Raw genomic sequence first — 19,886 nt, forward strand, 5'->3', positions numbered from 1 at the left:
TTCTCCAACAGTATTAAGCGAGAGTTGGCCGCCACCTGCAGCGGCCGGTTTGCAAGACAGAAGGAAGACCCATGGCGAAGTCACTAGTGATTGTCGAAAGCCCGGCAAAGGCAAAGACAATCGGAAAATATCTCGGCAACGACTACACGGTGGAGGCCTCCATTGGCCACATCATGGACCTGCCGAAGAACGATATTGGCGTAGAGCTCAAGAAACGTACCTTTGAGCCGACGCTGATCGTCTCTCCGGGCAAGGAAAAGGTGGTCGATCGCCTCAAAAAGCTCGCCGCGAAGGCGGATGCGATCTATCTGGCGCCTGACCCTGACCGCGAAGGCGAGGCCATCGCGGCCCATCTGAAGATGCAGATCGCACCCGCGGTCCGTAACAAGAAGATTCAGCGCGTGACCTTCAACGAGATCACGCCCAAGGCCGTGAAGGCGGCTTTCAGCCACGCCCGCGACATCAACGACAACCTGATGTATGCGCAGCAGACGCGGCGCGTCCTGGACCGTCTGGTGGGCTACCAGATCTCGCCCCTGCTGTGGGACAAGGTCAAGCGCGGCCTCTCGGCCGGACGTGTGCAGACGGTGGCTCTGCGGTTGATCGTCGAGCGGGAACGCGAGATCAACGCTTTCAATCCGGTGGAGTACTGGACCATCGACGCCGAGCTGATGCCCAAGGGCGGCAAACAGAGCTTCCTGGCGCGCCTGGTTGGCATCAACGGCGAACCGGCCCGTGTGGCCAACGGCACGGACAAGGAAGGCAAGCCGCAGTTTCTGTCCAACGCTCTGGCCGACCAGAAGATTACTGATGCAACCATCGAAGCCCTGAAGAAGGCGACGTGGACGGTGCGCGGCGTTGAGAAGAAGGAGCGCCGCCGCAATGCTCCTGCTCCGTTTACCACCTCCAAGCTGCAGCAGGACGCTGCCGGACGGCTGGGCTTCAACGTGCGCCGCACCATGGGCGTGGCGCAGCGTCTGTATGAAGGAATTGACGTCGGCAAGGATGGCACGGTGGGTCTGATCACCTACATGCGTACCGACTCGGTGCGTGTGTCGCCGGATGCCATCACCGAGGCGCGCGACTACATCGGCAAGAAGCTGGGCGCGAAGTACCTGCCAGCCTCTGCCAACCAGTTCAAGGGCAAGAAGGACGCGCAGGATGCGCACGAAGCCATCCGTCCGACGCACGTGGAGTACACGCCTGAGTCAATTCGCCGCTATCTGACCGATGAGCAGTTCCGGTTGTACAAGCTGATCTGGAACCGCTTCGTTGCCAGCCAGATGACGCCGGCGGTCTTTGACCAGACCTCGGTCGACATTGCCGCAAAATCCGACAAGACCTATGATTTCCGCGTATCCGGTTCGGTACTCAAGTTCGATGGCTTCCTGAAGGTCTACGAGGCTCCGCAGGCGGTTGCCGCAACGGAGAAGAAGGCCGAGGAAGAGTCGGGTAAGCAGAGTGAAGACTCGGAAGATGCCGAGACCAGCCTGCCGGCGCTGAACCAGGGCGATCCCCTGGGGTTGAACCGGCTCGATCCGCAGCAGAAGTTTACCGATCCGCCGCCACGCTTCAACGAGGCCTCGCTGGTCAAGACGCTGGAAGAGCTGGGCATTGGGCGGCCGTCGACCTATGCCTCGATCATCAACACCATCCAGGAGCGCGACTACGTCAAGAAGATGAAGTCGAAGCTGGTGCCGACCGAGATCGGCATGGTGGTAACGGAGCTGCTGGTCAAGAACTTCCCATACATCTTCAAGTTCGATTACACGGCGCAGCTTGAGAGCGAGCTGGACGACGTGGAAGACGGCAAGGAGAAGTGGACCGACCTGCTGAAGGGCTTCTACGACCACTTCGAAAAGGAACTGGTCGTCGCCGACAAAAACATGGAGGAGATCAAGCGGTGGGAGAAGCCGACCACCGAGATCTGCGAGAAGTGTGGATCGCCCTTGATTCTGAAGTGGGGCAAGTTCGGCAGCTTCTTCTCGTGTTCGAACTTCTCGAAAGCCAAGCCGATGGCCGTGGCTATTGGCCCGGTGAAGAAGGACGTGAAGGCCGTTGTCAAGAAGGTGACCGCCAAGCTGGGCTTCCCCATGACCGTGAAGGGCATGGTGGACGATGCCGAGGCCTTTGCCGAAGAGGTGGAGGACGACAAGCACCTTCGGGATGCCCTGACTGAGGCTGCCGAGCGGTCGAAGAAGATCGTGGTTGAGCCATTCTCCTGTGACTACACCCGCGAGAACTTCGCGGACAAGCCGGATCTGGCTTCGCCGGATGCTCAGGACGCCGAAGCGGAAGAGGAGTACTGCGATAACTGCGGCAAGCAAATGGTGCTGAAGAACGGGCCTTTCGGGCCGTTCATGAGCTGTCCGGACTACAGTGCGGACCCGCCGTGCAAGACCATTCGCAAGCTGAACCAGAAGCAGCAGCAGAAGCCGCCGGAGCCGACAGGGGAGATCTGCCCGGAGTGCGGCAAGCACGAGCTGGTGAAGCGCCAGGGGCCGTATGGAGAGTTCATCTCCTGCTCGGGTTACCCGAAGTGCAAGTACATCAAGCAGAACCTGCTGGAGGTGCCCTGCCCGAAGGACGGAGCTCCCATCGCCGAGCGTCGTACGCGTCGCAACACGACCTTCTACGGTTGCACCAACTATCCGAAGTGCGACTTCACCTCGAACCAGAAGCTGGTTCCGGGACCATGCCCCAAGTGCAAGTCCAGCTACCTGCTGGAGGTGGAGCGCAAGGACGGTGTGTACCTGGTATGCCCCAACAACGTGGAGGCTCTTCCGAAGCGCAAGGCCAAGGCGGGGGAAGAGGCTGCCAAACCGGCTACGGAGTGCCACTTCGAGAAGCGCATCGGGGACAAGCCGGAGCCGAAGGAACTGGAGCGTCCTGACCCGGAGAAGACACGTCCTCTGGTTGAGGCATAGCCCTTCTAAGTTGATGAGATGAAAGGCCGGGGAGCTACCCGGCCTTTCGTTTTTGCTCCGAACCTGATAAAACATACATCTGGGAACTAGGTTCCCAATATCTTGTAAGTTGCTGAAAATACTAGGACGCTTTTCATGGCGAAGGCAGTATGGAACGGCCAGCTTCTGGCCGAGAGTGACAAGTTTGAGACGGTCGAGGGGAACATTTATTTCCCCGAAGAGTCCGTTAAGCGCGAGTTTCTGCGCTCCAGCTCGACGACTTCGAGCTGCCCCTGGAAAGGCCAGGCCCGCTACTACACCATTGTGGTGGACGGCCAGGAGAACCCCGATGCAGCCTGGTACTACCCGGATCCGAAGCCGGCAGCTCGGCAGGTTAAGCACCACATCGCCTTCTGGCGTGGCGTGGAAGTTTCCAAGTAATCAAACTCTAGTAACTTTCTGTTGATTTGATCTTGCAAGTCGTGCCTTACAGCAATTAGCGTCTTGATCCGTAGTCCGCAGAAAGGGTTGAGACGTTATGGTTCTGGGGTTCGTATTGCTGTATCTCGTGGTGAATGCTCTTCTTGGTTTCTCGATGCACGAGTCGCTGCGGCACTCGTCCTTGACGGAGCCTAAATCCGGTGAGCTGGCGATGTATTCGCTGGTTTTCCTGTTTGCCGGTCTGCCCACTGTGCTGGTTGCGCTTGCGTTCGGAGCTCTTCGGAATGCCGTGCGGAATTACCAGCATCACCACCATCATCCTCTGCACCACAGCTAAGAGTCCTCCAAACGCAAAATAGCCGCATCGCGCGGCTATTTTGCGTTTGGAAGACTGCTTTCTCAGTAGGCTTGCATCTGTTCGATGGGCAGGCGTACCTGGAAGCAGGTGGCACCGGGCTTTGATTCCACGGAAATGTGGCCGGAGTGCTTGGAGATGATGCGCTGCACGGTATCGAGTCCAAGTCCGAGCCCGAAGCCGGGAGCCTTGGTGGTGAAGAAGGGCTCGAAGATGCGTGACTGGAGCTCGACCGGGATGCCGGGGCCGGAGTCCCAGATCTCGACCAGTGCCAGCTGCCCGGAGGTGCGGGTGCGCAGCCGCAGGGTGCCGTTGTCCTGCATGGCGTCCAGTGCGTTTTCAATAATGGCGGTAAAGACCTGGTTCAGTTCGCTGCCGTAGGCAGGCACGGGAGGGAGCAGGGGATCGAAGTCACGCTCCACCGTGATGTGCGTCAGGCGTGAGCCGAGCATTGCCAGCGTGTTGTCGAGCGCCGCGGCAAGATCGATGTCCTGAATCGGAGCCTGGTCCATATAGGAGTAGTCCTTGATGGCCGTGATCAGGTCAAAGATGCGCACGGTGGCGTCGATGACGGTCTCGGTCATGCGCTCAGTGCGGATGGCCGACGAGATGGTCCCGATGGCGATGGGCAGGATATCCGCGCCGATCAGCGACAGTTCATCCAGGTCGCAGACCTCAAGCGTCGTCTCGGCGAGCACGGGAGCGAACTTCCAGGGATCCGCCACATTGTGCTCGGTCAGCCACTGACCGAAGTCGTCCTCGCGGTTGGAGATGGCGATGGAGTCGCGTGCCAGCACGGGGCGGCTGCCGGTGGGCGACTTGAGGCGCAGGCGCGTGACCCACTGGCGGTACATCGCCTTTTGCTCTTCTGTAAGGCACAGGGAGCCGAGCTGGTATTTCAGGTCGCCATAGGTGCGGAGTTCGCCCAGCAGAGAGGAGGCAGCCCGCTGTGCGGCCGAGGCGGGGTTGTTGAGCTCGTGCGAGAGGTTGGCGGCGAGCTTGCCCAGAGCGGCAATCTTCTCTGACTGCTGCTCCATGCGCGTGACCTCGCGGACGCGGTTCAGCAGGGTAGAGACGCAGCGCTGTCCCATGCTGGGAATGGCGCGCAGCAGGTCGTCAAACTGGTTGCGGAGAATGTGCAGGCCCCATACGTCGCCGACAGCGTAGCCGGTGCCGCCGTAGGTCTGCATGCGGGAGTAGGGCAGAAGGCCGGAGAGCTGGCCGACACGCGAGATGAAGAACGCAACAGAGCCGCGTTCGCGGCGGCGAACGTGAACCTCTCCCTGGAGAAGGATGGTCATGCGATCGGCAGGATCACCTTCCTGAAAGACCTCCTGGCCGGCAGAGAGCTTCTGCTCGGTGCCATTTTCGGCAAGCCAGAGATAATCAGCGTCGGTGAGCCCATCCAGAGCCTCGACGCGGCGCAGCGCAACGATGATCTCATCGACCGGGGTACAGGCGGGGGTGGGTGCTTCCGGAGTAGCGGTAGCCATGCGTGCAAACTCTCCTCGAGCTTTCAACTACTGATGTTAGCTGAAGCTTAGACGGAGTTCCGGATGATTGGCAGCGAACGGTGGAAAGTTGACGCTGAGATGTCGAAACTTCGCCTTCACAAGGGCATACGCGGGGCAGGATGCGATGGTTCCAAAAAGGCAAGACCAGCCCCGGCGTCATGCCGGGGCTGGAAGGAGCTACTCGACAATACCGGAGTCATTTCCAGCGCCGCTGCCGGCCTTGGTAAGCTGCCATCCCTGCGTGGTGTTCGTCAGGGTAGCCGTCGCGGATCGGGGTCCTGCCAGAGCAGTCTGAATGGAAGGAAATGCGGTCTGCGTTTCCGCGGCCTTTGCCCAGTCAGGAACACTGTCGAGGGTGTAGTGGTACGCGACACTCGTGGTGGCTCCCGGCTGATCGTTGGTCGGCGTGTTGCTGTCGATGGAGCTGACCTTGCGGTGGCCATAGCAGAAGTTGCCATAGCCGGGCTGCGAGGAATCGGCTGTCCATGCGGAGCGGCCCTTCTCGCTGACGTCGTAGTTGTTCATCTGCTTGGAGACGATGATGATCTTTTTCTCGGTGGAGGTACGCGTCAGCAGTCCCTGGTCAACGAGCGCATCGAACTGGCGGGTCTTGTCGTCATCCGAGTGCGCTACCTGCACGGGAAACTGCTGGGGCGTGCTCCATACACAGGACGGGTGCGCGGCGTAGTAGGTGTCAATGGCACCGGCATAGTTGGGCTTCACGTCGTCTGTCTTTTTGCAGGCAGTCAAGGCGAAGGTCAGAGCACTGACGGAAAGGGCGGCAACCTGCAAACGCTGTTTCATCTTCCGGTTCATGGAGGCTTAGTTGCCCGCGCGGGAATTGAAGTTGTCATGCGGAAGGGATTTCTTTCTTGTCCTGAGGCCTCGGTGCGGCTGGTTCTAGAGGATGGGGGGAGCACTCCTCCACTGGTTGCCAGAGTTGAGGTGCGGATGAAGAAGACTGTTCCGGAAGAGTCTGCCAGTGCACGGATCGACGCGACGATTGGGGAGCTCGAAGACTGGCGTGGAGAGATGTTCGCTCTGGTGGTGAGTAAGCGGATGCAGCCGCTGGCTAGGCCGTCTCCACGCTGCAAGCCTCCAGCAGCGGCTGGAACAGCGGCGGGTCTTCTTCATCCTGGAAGTTGCTGAGCCCCACCCCGACGAGACGGAAGAGCGAGTCCTGCTGAACCTCTACGCGGTCGAAGAGTGAGAGGGCAGCCATGGCCAGCTCCTCCTCCGTGGAGGGCATGGCGAGCGGAGTCATGCTCCTGGTCAGGGTTTCAAACTGAGCCGTCTTGAGCTTTAGAACGATGGTTCGTGCCCGACGCGCGTTTGCGCTGGAGGCGGCCCATACTTTTTTCGCCAGCTTGCGCAGGGCTTCTTCTGTCTCGCGCAATGGAATATCGGCGGGGAAGGTATCTTCCGCGGAAATCTGCTTGCGGATGCGGTTGGGGACAACGGGGCTATGGTCGATGCCTTGCGCCAGACGGAAGAGGCGCTGGCCAAAGCGGCCAAAGACAGCCTCAAGCTCCGGTAGTTGTTTTTGCCGGACGTCGCCAACTGTCCTGATGCCAGCCTGCAGCAGAGACTGCTCGGTGACTTTGCCGACGCCGGGGATCCGGCCGATGGGCAGATCTCGCAGAAACTCCACAACCTCGTGCGGCTGGATGACGAAGAGTCCGTCGGGCTTTCTCCAGTCCGATGCGATCTTCGCCAGGAATTTATTCGGAGCGACCCCGGCGGAAGCGGTCAGGTTCAGCTCCTGCCGGATGGCCTCGCGAATCCGGCTGGCCACCTTTGTGGCGGTTGGCAGGCCGCTCTTGTTGGTCGTGACGTCGAGGTAGGCCTCATCCAGCGAGAGCGGCTCGATCAGGTCTGTGTGCCGGCTGAAGATCTCGCGTACGGCGACAGAGACTGCTTTGTATCGGGGAAAGTCGGGGGGAAGGAAGATCGCCTGCGGGCACAGCCGCTCGGCGCGCAGCGCGGGCATCGCGGAGCGCACACCGAACTGCCGCGCTTCGTAGGAGGCGGCACAAACTACGGACCGGGCACCGCGCCATGCAACCACGACCGGCCGTCCCTTAAGCGAAGGGTCATCGCGCTGCTCCACGGAGGCGTAGAACGCGTCCATGTCCACGTGGACAATCTTGCGAGGCTGCGATTCGGAAGAACCTTCCAGAACGGTCATTGCGCGAACACTCACCCGTGCGATCCGGAGCCGGTTCAGGCTCCAGATCTATTCTGGCATATTCGCTTCTTGTTCGCCTTGGGAAAGTGGGGGGCTCTCTAAATCGCGGCGACCGGATCGAGGGCAATTTCTTCAAAGGTAAGGTTCTCGGCGGGATGGCCGGTCTGTTCTTTCCAGGAAAGGAACAGGCGTCCATAGCTGTCCGTGATGGAGCCGTCATCCGGGATGCCGAGACCGGCGAGCATGGCGTCAATCCACTCCGGCGCGCCTTCCAGTTCAGCCCAGGTGCCGATCGGGGTCTCGTCGATGACCATATGACCGCCGCTGCCGGAGTGCAGCCACTCTTCGCGGTACTTTTCGTAGCGGAAGGCAGGTGCGTAGCCCAGGTGTTCGAAGACTTCACCCAGCGCGGGGCCGTCGGTGACTTCGGTCTCAGTCTCGTAGCGCAGTTTGAAGCGGGTATCCAGCGGGTGCTCCTCGCTGGGAGGGCGCTTGTAGGTCAGCGTCCAGCGGCCGCCGTAGTTGCGGATGCGCAGAATCTGTTTCCGCTCGCGCAGGGCGCGGTCTGGCGTATCGTACAGCGTGTTCTGTTCGAAGGTACGCGGGGTGAGGAGGGTGAGTCCGAGGGCAGGGAGTTGAGCGCGGAGGGTTTCTACGGAAAGTACGGCGAACTTCAGCTCAATCTCGGCTGAGGACATGCTCGAAGTATAGGCCCGTTTCTTCTTCGGCGGCTAGGATGGAACATGTGGATTTTGTGAACGAAACGAAACGATTCCGGGAAACAGATGCCGATATAGCCCAGGCGGCGGAGATCCTTCGACACGGAGGAACGGTCGCCCTGCCTACGGAGACGGTGTATGGGCTGGGAGCCAATGCGATGGACCCGTCTGCGGTGGCGAAGATCTTTGCCGCGAAGGAGCGCCCCAACTGGGATCCGCTGATCGTGCATGTGTCGGATGAGACGATGCTTCATCGCGTGGTGCGGGAGGTTTCGCCCGCGGGGCAGAAGCTGATGGACGCTTTCTGGCCGGGGCCGTTGACGCTGCTTTTGCCGAAGTCGGATGCCGTGCCGGAGAGCGTGACGGCTGGCCGCTCACTGGTGGGTGTGAGAATGCCGCGTCACCGGGTGATGCTGAGGGTGATCCGTGAGGCTGGGGTGCCGGTAGCCGCGCCCAGCGCCAACCGCTTTGGCCGCACCAGCCCAACGACCGCCGCGCACGTCCTGGAGGACCTGGACGGCCGCATGGACGCCATTGTGGACGGCGGGGCGACCGAGGTCGGCGTGGAGTCGACGGTGGTCGATCCGTCGCAGAGCCCGATGGTCGTCTACCGGCCGGGAGCGGTGACGCTGGAGATGCTGCAGGCCGCAACCGGCATTCCGGCGGTGTTGTTTGATCCTCCTGCCACACAGCAGCAGCCCGAAAGCCTGCCCTCGCCGGGGGTGGGTATACGGCACTATGCCCCGCGCGCGCGGCTGCTGCTGGTCAAAGATGAGGCGGCGCTGGCGGAAACGGTGAAATCCCTGGCTCCCGAGCGCGTGGGCGTTTTGCTGCCGGCAGGCTGGAGGCCGGTGGGCGAGGTCTTCCACTGGGGCAATACGCCGGAGGAGATGGCGCAGAGGCTGTTTGCGGGGATGCGGGAGCTGGATGCACGCGGTGTGACGGTGATCGTCTGCCCGCTGCCGGGAGAAGAGGGCGTAGGCGCAGCTCTTCTGGATCGCTTACGGAAGGCGTCGCGAACCAGCTAGAGCAGCGTCGAGGTGGGGACCTCGCTGGCCTTGTAGATGTACTTGACGGAGCTCTTATAGATCAGCATCCGCTGGCGCGAGGTGGTGCAGAACTTGATGGCGCTGCGGTCGTACCATTCAATCTGCCCTTCGAGCCGTTCGCCGTCGTCCAGAATAATGACCATGTCGGTCTTCTGCTGAATCTGCTTCTGGAAGTAGAAGGCTTCGGCGTGGCTGCTTTCGCCAGGGTGCTGCTCCTGCGTGGCGGCATTGGAGAGCGGCTCTTCCTGCCGCGTGTGAGGTCGGCGGAGCATACGTCCTACCAGGGAGGGGCGAACCAGCTTGCGGTTGCCATTGAAGCTCTGGTCGGCAGGCGGAATGGTGGTGTGATCACTCATGAGGACAGCGCAAACGGGCAATGCAACAAGGGCGGGCTCAAAGGCTCGACATGCCCGCGGGGACGAATTTAACTAAGTAGAGCTCTTAGTGAGAGAGATGCCCCTAGTCTAGCGGAGGTCGCAGCAGGTTGGCGACTTTTTGTGCGAGACCGTACTTAGCGGGCCACCAGTTGCGTCGCGAAGGCATCCAGCGAGAGAGACCGCAGAAGGTTGCGGCGCATGCCGGAGTAGACCTGGTCCAGCGCGCGGGAGGCGCCTTCAATCCACTCAAACGGCACGGCTTCGGCGGTGCGCGCCAGTTCCGCCTGCAGATCCACGTTGCGGATCATCTCCGGCGTGCCGGCCTGCAGAAGCAACATATCTTCGAGCAGGGAGGCCAAAGCTCCAAGCAGGGACTGTGTTTTCTGCTGGCCCTCGGCGCCGGCGCGGTAGCTCTCCGTCATTTTGAACAGGACGGTATGGTCGGGGTCACCGACGGCGTTGCGCAGGATGACGAGTGCATCGGCGCGCGCGGAGGTGAAGGCTTCCAGGTTGAAACCAAGGGCACGCCCCGCGGCTCCCTGGGCAAGCCGTGCGACCAGCTGGCGCTGGGCAGGCTTCCACTCCGGGTGCTCGGCGGCGAGCAGGCCTTCAATCTCCTGCGGGGGCAGCGCCCCCAGCCGCACCATGGCGCAGCGTGAGCGGATGGTGGGCAACAGCTCTCCGGGGTTGTCAGCCAGCAAGATCAGGTGAGCGTAGGCGGGCGGCTCCTCCAGCACCTTAAGGAGCGAGTTGGCCGCCTCCTTCATGAAGCTGGACGCGGTCAGGATGAAGACCTTGCGGTTGGCCTCGGCCGGGGCGCGGTAGGAGGAAGAGATCAGGGTACGGATCTGGCCGACCTTGATGAGCAACTGCGGCGGGTCGGGCGGAATGATCAGCACGTCCGGGTGCGTCTGGATCAGGACGCGGGTCTCTTTCTTGTCGGTCTCACGCATCTCCTCGCGTGTAGCGACAGCTTCGTCGACGAGCGTGTCCAGAGCCATGGCGGCGGCGATGCGTGTGCAGTTGACGCAGGTGCCGCAGGCCAGCGCGGCCGGCTGGCCGTTGGCCAGTGTCTCTCGCGGCTGATTTCTGCAGAGCAGCGCCTGCGTCAGCAGGATGGCCAGCGTGTATTTTCCGGCACCCTTCGGCCCGGCAAGAATCATGGAGTGCGGCAGGCGTCCTGCGGCGATGGCCGAGCGAAGCTGGTCGACAGCCGCGGTGTTGCCGATGAAGCTGGAGAAGTCCACGATCAGATTTTACTTGGGTGCGGGGATTTCATGGGTTGCGGGCGTTTATCCGCATCATGATGGGGTACCGGGGGCGCAGGGTGATCTTCTCCTGCACATCGATCTTCTGGCCCGGCAGCACGTCGAGCCGCCAGCGCTGCGCCATGGTCGCCAGGCTGAGGATGCCCTCCATCCAGGCAAAGCTTTCGCCGATGCATTGACGCGCGCCTCCGCCGAAGGGGAAGTAGGCGAATTTAGGGCGGCCTGCCTTTGCGGCTTCCGTATGGCGCGCGGGGTCAAAGCGCAGAGGGTCGGGGTAGAACTCCGGATTGCGTTGGATCATCCATTGCGAGAAAAAGACGTGCGTTCCGGCGGGGAAGCGGTAGGGGCCAAGTTCGACATCGACGGCTGCCTGGCGGCCCATGGCCCATGCCGGTGGATAGAGTCGCATCGATTCCGCGAAGACCTGCTGCGTGTAGGGCAGGTTCGGATAATCGGCCAGCGTGGGCAGGCGACCGCCCAGAACATGGTCCAGCTCAGCGTGCATCTGTTCCCGTGCGTCAGGATTTTGCGAAAGCAGGTACCAGGTCCAGGTCAGGGCATTGGCCGTGGTCTCATAGCCGGCCAGGAAAATGGTCAGGACCTCGTCGCGCACCTGTTCGTCGCTGAGAACGTTGCCGTCCTCGTCGCGCGAGAGCAGGAGCATCGACAACAGGTCCTGGCGGTCTACCGGGTTGGCGCGGCGTTCACCGATGATGCGGTAGACGACGGAGTCAAGGTGCGCGCGTGCCTTTCGGAAGCGCGTGATGCCGGGGAGCGGCCAGTCGAGATAGCTCTCAAGCTTTGGCAGCAGCACCAGCAGGTTGTAGAGCCCCATAATGGCGTTGGTTTCGTCATTGATGGCGCGGACGTCGTCCGTGACCTCGCTGGCGAAGAGCGTGCGCGCGACAATCGTCAACGAGAGCTGCATCATGGACGCGCCGATGTCGACGATCCCTCCCGGTTCCCACCCCTCGGCCATCGCGGCGGCAGAGCAGACAATCTCGTCCGCGTAGGCGGCGATGCGCTGGCGATGGAAGGCCGGAGCGACAATGCGCCGCTGCTGCATGTGGCGCGGCTCATTGCTGGTCAGCAGGCCCTCGCCCAGCAGAATCTTCATGCGGCGCAGCGTGCGCTCGCGGATGAAACTGCTGTACTGCGTCACCAGAACCTCCTGCACAAAGTCAGGATGGTTGAGGAAGACGATGTTGGTGCCCATCATGCGGTAGTGGGCGGCGACTCCGTAGATCTTCGCCAGGTGTTCAAACAACAGGATGGGCCGCCCGATGCGCGCCCATGGCTTGCGGCCGATGTAGAAAGGCAGATTGTGGGCGAGACCCGGCGGAAACCGATAGCCTCCGCGTTCGATCACCGGAAGTGTGGCCGTGCTGCTCATCTTTTTATTGAACTCTACGTAAACAGCCGTGACGCCATTTCCTGACGAATCCTTACGTGCACATCCTCAATCGAGGCATTTCCTTCGATGAGAGCAACACGGTGTGGCTCGCGGGTTGCGATGGCCCTGTAGGTGTCCCAGACGCGATGGAAGAAATCGTTATGCTCCTGCTCGAAGCGTGACTCATCGCCGTCTCGACGGCGGGCACGTGTGAGCGATGCATCGAAGTCCGGCAACAGGAGAATGGTCAGGTCTGGCTGAAGGTTGCCGCAGATTAGACGATGCAGACCGAGAATCGTTTCGCTGCCAAGCTGGCGGCCTCCGCCCTGGTAGGCTTCGGACGAGTCCGTGTAGCGGTCGCAGAGCACGACATCGCCGCGATCCAGCGCCGGCCGGATGATCTCGGCGATGGACTGCGCGCGGTCGGCAAACATCAGGGCCAGTTCGGTGTAGGAGTCGATCCGTCCAACGGCAGCTTCGCCTTTATTAGAGACGATCAGTTCGCGAATGCCTTCGCCGAGCTTTGTTCCGCCCGGCTGGCGAAGCGTTGTCACGGTATGACCCTGTTCCAGCAGCCACTTGTGCAGCAGACGAAGCTGCGTTGTCTTCCCGGAGCCGTCAAGCCCTTCAAAAGTGATAAACAAGCCGTTCGGCATGGGGCAAGTGTAGTCGATTCCTCGCCTTGCAGGTGGCAAGCGCGCGGCGGCACAAATAAAACCGAGGTAATTGCAGACGGTTCTCCCGGCAGGCAACGAACCGCGATGCCCACGAGTCTGACAGTCAGTCATCTGGAGGTGCTGTCATGCTCTTTTATGGCTTCTTCATGCTGCTTCCGCTGTTCGCCATTCTGTTTCTGCTGTACATGCTGATGACCAAGCAGAACAGGCGTCCGCACATGTACAACCAGCCCCGGACGGAGTATCCGCAGACCGGCCGCGCGAACGGAAGTGACGATTAGTTACTTTGCTGCTGCTGTGGGAGTAAAGGCAAAGCTGGGGTCGGTGTCTGTCCGCAAGTGGATGACAAGCTGACCCTCTTCGCCTTCAGCAAGCTGCGGGCCGGTGGCATGCAGTTCCTTGCGATCGGCGGACAGCCAGGTCATCTTGACCGGACCTGAACCCTGAACCTTAAAGCGGTAGTTGAAGGTCTGTCCGGGCGCGAGCGACTGCGTGCCGAAGCTGGCAGAAGGGTAATCCACCTGGACCACGCTGATGGAGGTCTGCGTGTCGTTGGTGATGGTGGTGGCGATATAGCGAGAGCGGCAGCCCGCAAGGGTGAGTGGAAGTAAAAGAAGGGCCGCCGCTTTCATAAACCGCATGGGTTGAGTATAGCTACTGCCGCGGTGGGGGCGGCCCTCCCGGCCCAGGAAAGCCCTCTGGCCCCGGTTCGGCCTCCGGATCGACCCAGAAGGTGATGGAGCCATAGAGACCGTCTGAGAGCTTCTCCGGGGTGACCTGGCTGGAGTGCAGCATCACGCCGGAAAGATCGCCATGAAAGACGGTATCGTGGTTCGGCCGCGTGCGGGGAGCCTTGTGATGCGTATAGGGCTCCAGGAGCGCGACTTTGTCCGAGAGTTCGTCCGGAAAGGCAATCTGCCCGATGTGGCGCACGTGTCCGCCAGCATATTTGGCGTCCTGTGCGTGGCCTCCGGTATGCACCTTCAGGTGGATATGCGTATCCCGTGTGACATACCAGCCGGGATAGATCGTAAGAAATTTGGCGACTCCGTTCTTGCCGGTCCTCTGTACGCCGCGCAGGAAGGTCTCATTGTCGGTGGTGTGTGTCTGCGGCGGTCCATGCTGCCCATCGCCTGCGGGAGGCGGTCCCTGATGGCGCTCGGATCCCATGGGCGGCGGAGGTCCGCCTCCAGGGCCGAAGTCCATCTTGTCGGGGTTCATCTTCGTGTAGCCGGAGTAGATGCCGCCAGCATCGCAATGCCAGATATCGACCGCGGCGTCCGCCAGAGGCTGACAGGTGCGTGCATTCAGAATGACGATGGAGAGATGCAGCGGAAGGCCTGGCTTGTTCTCGCGGATATCGCTGCGTAACAACTCTTTGTCCACGTAGTACGGCCCGACGGTCAGCTCTGGTGTCAACCTGCAGGCGACCGCAGGAGCCGCGAGCAGCTCACGCGGGCTCAGAAGGGTAGCAGCGGAAGTGGCTGCCGCTGTCGAAAGTAAACGGCGGCGGGACCAGAGAGGTTGCGAAAGCGTCATGCCTTCTAGAGACGGGATTTATGCAACGCGGATGACGACCTTGCCGAAGGGGCCTGCGTCCAGATGTTGATAGGCGGCGTGCGCATCCTTGAAGTCGTATACCGCATCAACGGCCGGGTACAGGCCGAGGGCTTCGTACTTCTGCAGGAAGCGTTCAAGGGCGACACGAGGGCCTGTGGAGATGCCACGGATGACAGCCTGCTTCTGAATCGCCGTGAACATGGGCAGCCGTGCATCGGTGGACTCAAGCACGCCGATGATGGAGATCTGTCCTTCCGGACGCAACGCGCGCAGGGACTGTGCCAGGTTTTCGCCGCCCACTACTTCGAGAATGTGATCCACACCGCGCTTGCCGGTCAGCTCCAGTGCTTCTTTGTCCCACTCCGGTGTGCGGGTGTAGTTGATGGTCTCGTCGGCGCCCATCTGTACAACACGTTCCAGCTTCTGGTCAGAGCTGGAGGTAACAATCGTTGTCGCTCCAACGGAGTGTGCGATCTGCAGACCAAACAGAGAGACGCCGCCGGTACCCTGCAGAAGGACGGTGTCTCCGGCGCGCAGGCCTCCTTTTTCAATAAGAGCCTGCCATGCCGTGACTCCCGCGCAGGGCAGAGTCGCTGCTTCTTCATCGGAGAGATGCGCGGGGGCCATCACCAGCGCCTGCTCGCGCAGCACGAGATACTTCGCCAGGGCTCCGGGGTAGACATTGCCAAGGGTATAAAGCGATTCTTTGCCCTGGGCCGGTCCGTCGACCCAATGTGTTGCGTATTGCGTCAGCACACGGTCGCCAAGGCGGAAGCGCGAGGTTCCCGGGCCAAGTCCGACGACGGTGCCGCAGGCATCGGCCCCCTGCGTGATGGGGAACTCAAGACGTGGGTTGTAACCTCCGTCCATCAACAGCTTGTCGCGGTAATTCAGGGAAACGGCATGTACTTGAACCAACACCTCACCCTGGGCGGGAGATGGGTCAGGAATGTCATTCAGCCTGAGTGCGTCGAGACCAAAGCCTGTGAGCTGCCATGCCTTCATGCTTATGGGATGCCCGAGCATCCGCGATGGACTCAGGCAATGCTCAGGGGCGAGCTGATGCGTTCCAGAACGCGTGCGGTGAGTACGACACCGGTCTCACCCGAGTGCAGCGTCATGGGAAACGCCAGGATAGACCAAGTCCCCGGCCGTTCATCCGGTTTGGGAATGGAGAGCAAGCCCCGCCGCGTGCGATCGATATAAGTCTCTCGCGTGGTGGACACGGTAGCGATCACTCTCCGCCAATCACGCAGAAGCGTGGGCATCTCAACGAACATATTGCGGCCGGGGAACCATTCGCGCGGGTGGTTGAGGTAGTCGGAAGCGGCTTCATTCACATACTGCCAGGTGCCATCTGCGTCCAGAATCTGAACAAGGATGTCGTTGCCAAGCGCCATGGAGAGGCGCTCATAAAAGAAGTCCCGCGCGTCGACGACGACAGGTTTTCCGCGACGCTTTGCGGCCAGGGAGCTAAGTGCATTCAACAGATCGTCTACCGAGGAGTAGCCCTTGAGCAGGTGCATGTCCTCCGGGCCGCCGAAGCGATGCTCCAAGGTAGCCGAAAGAATGATGATCGGTACCTCGGGCCGGCGGCGGCGAAGCTCAGTCGCGACCTCCGTGCCGAACTTGCCATGGCCCAGGTGATAGTCCAGTACGGCGACATCGATCTGATCCAGAAGGTCGTTGGCCTCTTCCACCGTGGCGGCTGGCAGGCAATCGTAACCGTTTTTCCGCAGAATGGCGGTGCGCAGCAGCAGGTTCGCCGGTTCGTCGTCCAGCAGCAGCACTCGTACCATAGCAGGCACGGAAGCTTCCTGCAGGAGTTCGTCCATCGTGTCGTTGGCCATCGGTGTCTCTTTCTCTTAGAGACCCGCCGGGGTCTACTGGTTGCCGGAAGGCTCTTTCTTTTGCCGAAGCTCGCGGATTACCTCAGGCAGTTTGTTGAAGATAGCCGCCGACTTCAGCCACTGGCGGTTGTCGATGGCCGGATATCCGGAGACGACCTTTCCCGCGGGAACGTCGCTGGGAATGCCTGTCTGAGCCGTGGCGATGACGCCATCGCCGACATGCAGATGTCCCGCAACGCCCACCTGTCCGGCAAGGATGACATTTTTGCCGACAGTCGTGGAGCCCGCAAGGCCCACCTGTGCGCAGAGCAGGGTGTTTTCTCCCACACTTGAACCATGGCCGACCTGGACAAGATTATCGATCTTGGCGCCTGACCGGATACGGGTTTCGCCGATGGAGGCGCGGTCGACGGTGGCGTTTGCCTGGATCTCGACGTAGTCCTCCACAACGGCGGAGCCCGACTGCAGAATTTTGTGCCAGTCCCCCTGGCCGTCTTTGGCAAAACCAAAGCCGTCGGCGCCCAGAACCACGCCGTTCTGCAGCGTGACGTGATCGCCGACGATGCAGTGCTCCCGCACGGTGACATGGGCGTGGGCGAAGAAATGGCTGCCGATCGTTGCCCCGGGATAGAGCACCGTATGGGGAAGCAGGGTGGCGTTGTCGCCGATGGTCACGTTGGCCATGACCACGACATACGCGCCGATGTGGGCATCTTTGCCGATAGTCGCCGAAGGGTCGATGACTGCCGTGGGATGGATGCCCGGAGCATATGCGGGGGGCTGGTAGAACAACTCAATCGCGCGCGCGAAGGCGTAATACGGATTGGCGATGCGCAAGGTAGCGGCTTCGATCTCAAGGAACTTCGGGTCCACCAGTACGGCTGAAGCCTTTGTATTGCGCGCTGCCGACGCGTACTTCGGGTTGGCGACAAAGGTCAGGTGTCCGGCGCCGGCCTCTTCAATACCGGCCAGACCGGTGATTTCTACCTCGCCATCGCCAACCAGCGAGGCGCCCAGTGCCGCAGCAACCGCAGAAAGCTTCATGCTGGAAATTGTAGAAGTTGGGTCAGACGTTGGATAGTGGAAGCAGATGAAAGCTCAGGTTTGGTTGCTTACAGCCGGAATGCTGTGCGCTGTTGCAGGCGCACAGGTGGTGACGGATACGCCCAGGTCGGCGCAGACGTTTGACATGGCGCGGGGAGGCAGGGCGGTAAGCATCGTTGTCTCGCCGGAGGACTCCGCGACGGTCCGCCTGGCGGCAAAGTTGTTTGCCGACGATGTGGAGCGCGTGACGGGTACGCGTCCGCAGGTGGTGGATGCTCTTCCGGCAACCGGGGACGGGATCGTCGTGGGTTCGGTGGGGCATTCCACGGTTGTCGATGGGCTGAATCTTGCAGCTGTGACCGCTTTGCGCGGCAAGTGGGAGAGCGGGCTGGTCCGCGTGGTACCGCAGGGCGGTCGCCGGTTGCTGGTTGTCGCCGGAAGTGACCGTCGCGGAACGGCCTATGAGCTGTTGGGCATTTCTCGCGCCATGGGTGTTTCGCCCTGGTACTGGTGGGCCGATGTTCCAGCCAAAAAGCACGCCTCGGTCAGCATCCAGGACGGCTGGCAGACCGCCGGACCCAGCGTGCCCTATCGCGGCGTTTTCCTGAACGATGAGGATTGGGGTCTGCGTCCGTGGGCTGCCAGGAAGATGGACCCCGAGCTGAAGAACATCGGGCCGCATACCTACGAACGCATCTTTGAGCTACTGCTGCGCCTGCGTGCCAATCTGTTGTGGCCTGCCATGCACCCGGGCACGCTGGCATTCAATGCCGTACCGGCGAATGCAAAGCTGGCCGACGAATGGGGCATCGTGATGGGGGCTTCACACTCTGAGGCGCTGCTGCGTAACAACGTAGGAGAGTGGGATGAGCAGCGAGACGGCCCGTGGAACTACCAGCTCAATAAGCCCGCCATGGATGCCTACTGGGACAAGCGCATCGCCGAAAACGGCAGATACGAAAACTTCTACACCGTCGGTCTGCGCGGTGCGCATGACTCGGGCTTAGAGGCCACCGGAACCAAAGAGGTGAAGGCGCAGCTGGTGGAGAGCGTGATGGCCTCGCAGCAGGCCATCCTGAAGAAATACGGGCAGCAGGAGGCTCCGCAGGTGGACTGGCTCTACAAGGAGTCGATTGACCTGTACCGCGTGGGGATGAAAGTCCCCGAGAACGTGACGCTGGGCTGGACGGACGATAACTACGGCTACATCCGCCAGTTGCCCAACGCGGAAGAGCAGAAGCGCAAGGGAGGATCGGCGGTCTACTACCACGTCTCCTATTGGGGCTTTCCTCATGACCACCTGTGGCTGGCCACCACGCCTCTCTCGTTGATGCAGGAGGAGCTGACCAAGGCGTACGCCCACAATGCACGCAAGCTGTGGGTGCTGAATGTCGGCGACATCAAGCCCAGCGAGATTCAGATTGACTACTTCCTGCAGCTTGCCTGGGACGAACCGAAGATGGCGCAGCTGTCTCAGCGGCAGTTCCTGGAAGACTGGATGCGCGAGCAGTTCGGTGCCGCTTCGGCAAAGACCGCGGCAAGTGTGATGGCGGACTTCTACCGGCTCAACTTCGTTCGTCGGCCGGAGTTCATGGGCTTCAATGGGTACGACGACGATGTGAATCGCACTGCCTTCAACCCGCTGGCCTGGGGAGACCAGAACCAGCAGCGCATGGCAGCATGGAACGGGCTGGTCAAGCGCGAGCAGGCGATTCCGGTTCTTCCCGCAGCGAAGGCGGCCTGGTATGAGCTGGTGAAATATCCCATTGAGGCAGCCTCGGCACACAACGCGAAGTTCCTGTGGGCTGACCGCGCCGTGCTGGATGCACACGCGGGGAAGGCGGATGAGGCCAGGGCCGCAGCCGGAAAGTCACAGGCCGCGTATGATGCTGTCCAAAGCATGACCGCGGCGTATAACGCCCTTCAAGGCGGCAAGTGGGACGGAATGATGCCGGCGCACTCGCGCGATCGCCACGTCTTTGACATGCCGAAGATTCCGCTTGATAGCAGCACCGCACTGCCTGTGAGCTGGGGCAAGGGCGACGAGCATTTGGTCTCGTCCGTCAATGCCATGCAAGTTATCTTCAAAAGCAGCGGGGTATTGCCGCGTCCAGAGCTTGGTATCACTGGCGGATCGCTGGAACTGCGCGAGGACGGCGAGGCCGAGTTCGAACTGATGGCGGAGACATCCGGCGACGCGACTCTGGCGATCGACCTGCTGCCGGACTTCCCCATCGACAGCGACCATACGCTGCGCTACCAGGTGCAAGTGGACGGTGGCGAGTGGGTCCCGCTCGACGCTTCCGGCACCGAGCAGGAGCGGCCCGGTATCTCTACGTGGAAGACGAACGTGCTGCGTGGCTTTGCCGAGCAGACCCTCGCTTTACCCGCATTGAAGGCGGGCAGGCATACCGTCAAGCTGCGTTATGCGGGTGATCCGGGCGTCGTGATTGAGAATGTCTCGTTGCGGCTTGCGGGTGCGCCTCCGGCCTATCCGGTGGCCCCGGAGATGGCGCACCCGTAGTTCACCGCAATTTCGTACAAA

At 61.3% G+C, this 19,886-nt stretch carries 19 protein-coding genes; 6 read left to right on the forward strand and 13 right to left on the reverse strand.

The window, feature by feature from the left end; genetic code table 11:
- Window positions 1-71 precede the first annotated feature (71 nt).
- The 3 genes from topA to OHL13_RS03765 all read left to right on the forward strand — a co-directional run bounded on the left by topA (window position 72) and on the right by OHL13_RS03765 (window position 3,684).
- The gene (topA, locus tag OHL13_RS03755; RefSeq protein WP_263408772.1) at window positions 72-2,927 is read left to right on the forward strand and encodes a type I DNA topoisomerase; all 2,856 of its coding nucleotides are present in this window, start codon (window positions 72-74) and stop codon (window positions 2,925-2,927) included.
- 135 nt (window positions 2,928-3,062) lie between these two features.
- The gene (locus OHL13_RS03760) at window positions 3,063-3,347 is read left to right on the forward strand and encodes a DUF427 domain-containing protein (protein ID WP_263408773.1); all 285 of its coding nucleotides are present in this window, start codon (window positions 3,063-3,065) and stop codon (window positions 3,345-3,347) included.
- Window positions 3,348-3,444: 97 nt separating this feature from the next.
- On the forward strand, window positions 3,445-3,684 hold the full coding sequence (locus OHL13_RS03765; RefSeq protein ID WP_263408774.1) for a hypothetical protein: 240 nt from the start codon (window positions 3,445-3,447) through the stop codon (window positions 3,682-3,684).
- A 62-nt stretch (window positions 3,685-3,746) separates the two neighbouring features.
- Here the strand turns inward: OHL13_RS03765 and OHL13_RS03770 are convergent, their stop codons facing one another.
- The 4 genes from OHL13_RS03770 to OHL13_RS03785 form a co-directional block, all read right to left on the reverse strand.
- On the reverse strand, window positions 3,747-5,195 hold the full coding sequence (locus OHL13_RS03770) for a sensor histidine kinase (protein WP_263408775.1): 1,449 nt from the start codon (window positions 5,193-5,195) through the stop codon (window positions 3,747-3,749).
- Between the two features lie 198 nt (window positions 5,196-5,393).
- Window positions 5,394-6,020 carry a hypothetical protein gene (locus OHL13_RS03775; protein WP_263408776.1) on the reverse strand — a complete coding sequence of 209 codons (627 nt, stop codon included), beginning with the start codon at window positions 6,018-6,020 and terminating at the stop codon, window positions 5,394-5,396.
- A 268-nt stretch (window positions 6,021-6,288) separates the two neighbouring features.
- The gene (gene dinB, locus OHL13_RS03780; protein ID WP_263408777.1) at window positions 6,289-7,419 is read right to left on the reverse strand and encodes a DNA polymerase IV; all 1,131 of its coding nucleotides are present in this window, start codon (window positions 7,417-7,419) and stop codon (window positions 6,289-6,291) included.
- An 83-nt stretch (window positions 7,420-7,502) separates the two neighbouring features.
- Window positions 7,503-8,102, reverse strand: coding sequence for a class IV adenylate cyclase (locus OHL13_RS03785; RefSeq protein ID WP_263408778.1), 600 nt, complete (start codon window positions 8,100-8,102; stop codon window positions 7,503-7,505).
- Window positions 8,103-8,158: 56 nt separating this feature from the next.
- Here OHL13_RS03785 and OHL13_RS03790 point away from each other — a divergent pair, with 56 nt between their 5' ends.
- Window positions 8,159-9,151, forward strand: coding sequence for an L-threonylcarbamoyladenylate synthase (locus OHL13_RS03790; RefSeq protein ID WP_263408779.1), 993 nt, complete (start codon window positions 8,159-8,161; stop codon window positions 9,149-9,151).
- Here OHL13_RS03790 and OHL13_RS03795 read toward each other — a convergent pair.
- The 4 genes from OHL13_RS03795 to tmk form a co-directional block, all read right to left on the reverse strand.
- Complete coding sequence (locus OHL13_RS03795; RefSeq protein WP_263408780.1) at window positions 9,148-9,528, reverse strand: Hfq-like protein; 381 nt, start codon at window positions 9,526-9,528, stop codon at window positions 9,148-9,150. The two genes, OHL13_RS03790 and OHL13_RS03795, sit on opposite strands and share 4 nt — an antisense overlap.
- A 155-nt stretch (window positions 9,529-9,683) precedes the next feature.
- Window positions 9,684-10,796: a DNA polymerase III subunit gene (locus OHL13_RS03800; RefSeq protein WP_263408781.1), complete on the reverse strand. Its 1,113-nt coding sequence runs from the start codon at window positions 10,794-10,796 to the stop codon at window positions 9,684-9,686.
- A gap of 28 nt (window positions 10,797-10,824) precedes the next feature.
- The gene (locus OHL13_RS03805; protein ID WP_263408782.1) at window positions 10,825-12,210 is read right to left on the reverse strand and encodes a cytochrome P450; all 1,386 of its coding nucleotides are present in this window, start codon (window positions 12,208-12,210) and stop codon (window positions 10,825-10,827) included.
- 14 nt (window positions 12,211-12,224) lie between these two features.
- Entirely contained in the window at window positions 12,225-12,854 is a 630-nt protein-coding gene (tmk, locus tag OHL13_RS03810; protein ID WP_317889896.1) for a dTMP kinase, read from the reverse strand.
- 158 nt (window positions 12,855-13,012) lie between these two features.
- Between tmk and OHL13_RS03815 the strand changes: the two genes are divergently transcribed.
- Window positions 13,013-13,168: a hypothetical protein gene (locus tag OHL13_RS03815; RefSeq protein ID WP_263408784.1), complete on the forward strand. Its 156-nt coding sequence runs from the start codon at window positions 13,013-13,015 to the stop codon at window positions 13,166-13,168.
- Here the strand turns inward: OHL13_RS03815 and OHL13_RS03820 are convergent, their stop codons facing one another.
- Genes OHL13_RS03820 through lpxD form a run of 5 tightly spaced genes read right to left on the reverse strand, consistent with a single transcriptional unit; the run spans window position 13,169 to window position 17,341 of the window.
- Complete coding sequence (locus OHL13_RS03820) at window positions 13,169-13,528, reverse strand: hypothetical protein (protein ID WP_263408785.1); 360 nt, start codon at window positions 13,526-13,528, stop codon at window positions 13,169-13,171.
- A 13-nt stretch (window positions 13,529-13,541) separates the two neighbouring features.
- Complete coding sequence (locus OHL13_RS03825) at window positions 13,542-14,426, reverse strand: intradiol ring-cleavage dioxygenase (protein ID WP_263408786.1); 885 nt, start codon at window positions 14,424-14,426, stop codon at window positions 13,542-13,544.
- A gap of 18 nt (window positions 14,427-14,444) precedes the next feature.
- Window positions 14,445-15,452, reverse strand: coding sequence for a zinc-dependent alcohol dehydrogenase family protein (locus tag OHL13_RS03830; RefSeq protein WP_263408787.1), 1,008 nt, complete (start codon window positions 15,450-15,452; stop codon window positions 14,445-14,447).
- A gap of 32 nt (window positions 15,453-15,484) precedes the next feature.
- Window positions 15,485-16,297 (reverse strand): response regulator, encoded by an 813-nt coding sequence (locus OHL13_RS03835; protein WP_263408788.1) that lies wholly within the window; start codon window positions 16,295-16,297, stop codon window positions 15,485-15,487.
- 33 nt (window positions 16,298-16,330) lie between these two features.
- The gene (gene lpxD / locus OHL13_RS03840) at window positions 16,331-17,341 is read right to left on the reverse strand and encodes a UDP-3-O-(3-hydroxymyristoyl)glucosamine N-acyltransferase (protein WP_263408789.1); all 1,011 of its coding nucleotides are present in this window, start codon (window positions 17,339-17,341) and stop codon (window positions 16,331-16,333) included.
- 46 nt (window positions 17,342-17,387) lie between these two features.
- Between lpxD and OHL13_RS03845 the strand changes: the two genes are divergently transcribed.
- Window positions 17,388-19,865: a glycosyl hydrolase 115 family protein gene (locus OHL13_RS03845; RefSeq protein WP_263408790.1), complete on the forward strand. Its 2,478-nt coding sequence runs from the start codon at window positions 17,388-17,390 to the stop codon at window positions 19,863-19,865.
- Window positions 19,866-19,886 lie beyond the last annotated feature (21 nt).

It is taken from the genome of Terriglobus tenax (assembly GCF_025685395.1).
In the GTDB taxonomy this organism is placed as follows: domain Bacteria; phylum Acidobacteriota; class Terriglobia; order Terriglobales; family Acidobacteriaceae; genus Terriglobus; species Terriglobus tenax.

Excerpts from the sequence above, each read along its gene's own strand:
- OHL13_RS03830 (WP_263408787.1), bottom strand. The coding sequence starts at position 15,452 with ATGAAGGCATGGCAGCTCACAGGCTTTGGTCTCGACGCACTCAGGCTG.
- OHL13_RS03815 (WP_263408784.1), top strand. The coding sequence starts at position 13,013 with ATGCTCTTTTATGGCTTCTTCATGCTGCTTCCGCTGTTCGCCATTCTG.
- OHL13_RS03825 (WP_263408786.1), bottom strand. The coding sequence starts at position 14,426 with ATGACGCTTTCGCAACCTCTCTGGTCCCGCCGCCGTTTACTTTCGACA.
- OHL13_RS03845 (WP_263408790.1), top strand. The coding sequence starts at position 17,388 with ATGAAAGCTCAGGTTTGGTTGCTTACAGCCGGAATGCTGTGCGCTGTT.
- OHL13_RS03805 (WP_263408782.1), bottom strand. The coding sequence starts at position 12,210 with ATGAGCAGCACGGCCACACTTCCGGTGATCGAACGCGGAGGCTATCGG.
- OHL13_RS03820 (WP_263408785.1), bottom strand. The coding sequence starts at position 13,528 with ATGCGGTTTATGAAAGCGGCGGCCCTTCTTTTACTTCCACTCACCCTT.
- OHL13_RS03785 (WP_263408778.1), bottom strand. The coding sequence starts at position 8,102 with ATGTCCTCAGCCGAGATTGAGCTGAAGTTCGCCGTACTTTCCGTAGAA.
- OHL13_RS03760 (WP_263408773.1), top strand. The coding sequence starts at position 3,063 with ATGGCGAAGGCAGTATGGAACGGCCAGCTTCTGGCCGAGAGTGACAAG.
- OHL13_RS03835 (WP_263408788.1), bottom strand. The coding sequence starts at position 16,297 with ATGGCCAACGACACGATGGACGAACTCCTGCAGGAAGCTTCCGTGCCT.
- topA (WP_263408772.1), top strand. The coding sequence starts at position 72 with ATGGCGAAGTCACTAGTGATTGTCGAAAGCCCGGCAAAGGCAAAGACA.
- OHL13_RS03795 (WP_263408780.1), bottom strand. The coding sequence starts at position 9,528 with ATGAGTGATCACACCACCATTCCGCCTGCCGACCAGAGCTTCAATGGC.
- OHL13_RS03775 (WP_263408776.1), bottom strand. The coding sequence starts at position 6,020 with ATGAAACAGCGTTTGCAGGTTGCCGCCCTTTCCGTCAGTGCTCTGACC.
- OHL13_RS03765 (WP_263408774.1), top strand. The coding sequence starts at position 3,445 with ATGGTTCTGGGGTTCGTATTGCTGTATCTCGTGGTGAATGCTCTTCTT.
- lpxD (WP_263408789.1), bottom strand. The coding sequence starts at position 17,341 with ATGAAGCTTTCTGCGGTTGCTGCGGCACTGGGCGCCTCGCTGGTTGGC.
- OHL13_RS03770 (WP_263408775.1), bottom strand. The coding sequence starts at position 5,195 with ATGGCTACCGCTACTCCGGAAGCACCCACCCCCGCCTGTACCCCGGTC.